This is a genomic window from Tenacibaculum soleae (assembly GCF_001693415.1).
Classification (GTDB): Bacteria; Bacteroidota; Bacteroidia; order Flavobacteriales; family Flavobacteriaceae; genus Polaribacter; species Polaribacter soleae.
Window position 1 is genome coordinate 1 of the sequence record NZ_MAKX01000006.1, and the last position, 4,264, is coordinate 4,264.

A 4,264-nucleotide genomic window follows, 5' to 3' on the forward strand; every position below is an offset into this window, starting at 1 on the left:
GTTGTTGGATGTGTTGCCGTTATCGTGTACGTTCCTGTTGGTAAATTGGTAAACGTTAACGCTGCATCTGTTGCTGGTGTTACTGTCTCACTTGTTGGTCCTGAATATCCTGCCGGAGCACTTGTTATAGCATAAGTAACATTATCAATATTTGTTACTGTTTTTACTGAGATATCTTCTCCTGTTGCACAATCAATATCTTTTACTGAACTGATATTTATATCGGTAATCGCTTCAAATGGAGCTATTATTGTAGATAATGATACTGCACTACAATTTGCACTGTCTACAATACGTATATAATAACTTCCGCCTGTAACATCACTTATTGAAAATACATGATTCGTTCCGGTTACTGTTACCGTACTTATTTGAACATCATCTGCTGTATTTGATAAGTTATCTGCTGGATTATCTCCATTTACATCATGGTACAACTCTACGGTTGAATATACAGTTGTTCCGCCTGACATTCCAAATGTATCTTCTGCTCTAATACTTAACGTAGCGTTGTTTACATCATTTCCTGTGGTACATCCAAATTGAACTGCTGTTGGTGCGTTTACTGTTAATAACGGATTATCATTTACGACAACATCTGCCACATCTGTCGAACAGCCATTATCGCCCTCAACCGTTACCGTATAAGTTCCTGCTGGTACATTGATAAATGAATTGCTTGCTGCATCCCATGTTGCTTGTCCTGCCACTAATCCTAAACCTGCTGTTTGAACTATACTATAACTTAAAGGTGTTACTCCTGCTGTTACATTAACTGCGATACTTCCGTTTGCCCCACCATTACACGTAGCGTGGGTTACCGAAGTAGTAAACGCTGGTTCAACTGCTGCTGCAACTGTAAAAGTTTTTGTACTTATACAGTTTTCAGCAGTGTCAGTTATTGTTATCGTATAAGCATCTGCGATTGCTGTACTAAAAGTAAAAGGTGTTGCTGGTAAAGGTGTACCTGCTGCAACTACAACGGTATTTGCTCCACTGTCATTTCTAATAACTTCATAGGTATATGTTCCACTACCAATAATGTTATCTATTTCATACGTTGCTTCGTCTCCTGGTGCAGGGTCGCAAGTTAAATTTTTAGTTAAATCAACAGTGTATTCTAAACTTGGTTGAATATCAGCATTTGTAGTAACAGTACATCCGTTGGCATCTCTTACTGTAATCACATGATTACCTGGTGTTAAGTTTTGTGCTATAAATTCAGCATAACCTAAAGCGCCATCTAAAGCAATATCACCACTAAAGGTTCCGCCGTCAACTGAAAACTGATAAGGTTCTTTACCACTATTTACTCTAGTTGTTATTGTTTTGTTTGCATCACAGCTATTAGGGTCGGTATATATAACTACTGGAGGTTGACTTACTATTAGGTTAACTGCCCCTATTGTTTCTGTACAACTATTACCATTACTATCTGCAATTGTAACAGTAATACCAGTAACATTACTTGTATTAGTTATTACATCTGCATAAGCAAATTCGATAGTATTTCCTATAACATTAGTACTTGCTGTAGAAAAATTAGTAGCAGTTGCTACGGTATATGTATAAGGCGCTGTTCCTCCTGTTACATTATCTACTCTTATAACTCCGTTACGAGTACATGTTATATCACTTACTACGGTTAAATTACCTGTAATTGGTTGTGTTTCTAAAATTTCTACATTAGGACTTGCAAAAGTACACAACGCTCCATTATTTTTTATTTCGATATAATAAGTTCCTTCTGCTAAATTTCCATTATTAGTTGGTAAAATTGGATCTAAATTATTCTGAGAACCTGTTTCAATTGAAGTAGAAACACCTGTGATAATATCAAACCTAAATAGTTCCCATGTTATTGGAAGTGCTGCTCCTGTTAGAATATTTGATGTACTATCATCAATATCAAATTGTAAACTACCTGTATTACCTCCATTACATGATTGGCTTAAAACAGATCCTGTTACGTCAACATCAATAGTAATAGTATAGTTATCATCCATTTTAATACAATTATCATTTAAATCTCTAACAAAGAAATAATAAGTTCTTCCAGGAGTTAAACCTGTAAATGTATGTTCTCTTGATGTTGCTCCATTAGAAGCTTCCCATGAGGGTGACCCTACTGCAGGAGCTGTTTGTATTGTGCTATATGAATATTCAAAATTACCAGAACCTCCTGTTACCGAAACATCTACTGTTGCTCCTGTTGTACAATCTGCTGAATCTGTTGAAAGGTGAACAACTAAAGGACTTACAATGTATGGCATTGTATATGAACCCAAATCTGTTAAGCAAAGTGCCGTAACAGAAGGATCTGAAGTTGGATTAGGTGTTGAATTATCTACAATTCTGATTACAGGTTCTGTTACGGTTCCATAATTAAAATCTGGATTTCCTAAGGTTCCTCTAAACGTAGGACTATCTTGCCAATTAACTCCATTATCTACACTAAACTGAATTTTATTAGGTGCTGAAACTGTTGGGTAACCAACAAAGTCATAACCAAAACTTGTTTCATTTCCTACAAAAGGTGTTCCACATGTTGGTCTTACCGGATTAATAGTTGCTGTTAAAGTTGGTAAATCAACTAATGTTTCTGATTTTGTATCTATACATCCTAATGCATCAGTAATTGTAATCGTATATGTTTCTGCGGGTAAATTATTAAAACTAAAATTACTTCCTGTAAAATTTGTTAAAGTACTTGCTGCTATAATACCGCCACTATTTGCTATGGTAATTTCAAATGGTGCTTGGCCTGTGTTTGCTGTAATAACACCATCAATACTACCACCTTGAGTACAAGTTGGCTGAGTATCGGTTATTGTAATAGCTACTGGTGTTACCTGTGCTATGACAACATCTTCAATTATATATTCACAACCTGCATCGTCTCTTACATAAACATCGTAAGTATCTGCATCTAAACCTGTAATTGGATTTGTAGCTGTAAAGTCTCCTGCGACAGGTGCTGGTGATCCATTTGATATCGCTGCATATACATAACCTACTCCTGAACCTCCTGTTGGGGTTACTGCTATTTGACCTGTTGGAGTTGCAGGTGGTAAAGGCGTACAACTTGCATCTGTTGGTGTTGCACTTGCTGTTAACACAGAATTTATAGTAACGTTTTCTGTTTCTATACATCCTGAAATATCTCTAATACTTACCGTATAAGCTACATTTGCTGATAAGGCTGATATAGTAAAGCTTGTTGCGTTAGCTGGTGTTGGAGTTGTCCAATTAGTACCATCGGTACTATATTCATAGCCTCCATTACCATTAGTAACATTTACATCAATTTTTCCATCTGATCCATCAAAACATTGAGGTATAGCTGTAAATGTAATATTTTCTTTTACTGGTACATTTACTAATAATGGAGCTGATGTACAACCTTTTGCATCTGTAGCGACTACCCAATAATCTCCCGAAGTATCAATATCGGTAAATGGTGCGCCTGTTTGAACTGCTGGTGCAGTTGCTGTTGCATTGTTAAATAATGCATATGTATAAGCTCCTCCGTTTCCTCCGGATGTGGTTCCGGTTATACTTATCGTTGCTCCATCTAATGTAGGGTCTGTATCACAAGTAATTAGTTTTGTTACACTTGCCGCTACTACTATTGGTGATGGATCTGATAAATCTTCACTCAAAGATACATTACACGCTGCTGGTGAGGTATTATCTGGTCGTACCGATATATTATGTGTTCCATCCGCTAAATTTGGTATTGAAAACGGATTTGTTCCTGCTGTTTCCCATCCAGCTCCTAAACCTAAATCATACTCAAAACTTGTTGGTGTTACTGATGGAAATGCTGCTGTTATCTCAATCTCTCCATCTGTATCTCCTATACATGTTGGATTTGTAAAATCTGTTATTTGTGCGGTAAATGCCTGATTATTTAAAACAGTTATATTAGTTACATCCACTGTACAGTCGCTTCCGTAATCAACAGTTACAGTATAAGTCCCATCAGATAATCCGCTAAAAATTCCTGTAGTATTATTCGTTGCTCCTAAAGTATAATTATACGTTCCTGGTGCTGCTGGTGTTAATTGTGTTAAGGTTATGGTTCCTGTTCCGTCACACGCGTAAGTCACTGCATTACTAAATGTTGGCTCCTCTGGTAATGCCGCTATCGTTATGGGTGCTAAAGTTATAGAACATCTCTTTGCATCACTTATAGTTACTGTGTACGTACCATCTGTTAAACTACCAAATGCATGATCAAATGTTACTGCATCCGTTGTAT

Annotated in this window: 1 protein-coding gene; it reads right to left on the bottom strand. The window is 36.7% G+C overall.

Features of this window, described 5'->3' with window-relative positions; genetic code table 11:
• A partial coding sequence (locus tag BA195_RS09520) for a hypothetical protein (RefSeq protein ID WP_141677683.1) occupies positions 1-4,264 on the bottom strand: 4,264 nt, incomplete at both ends.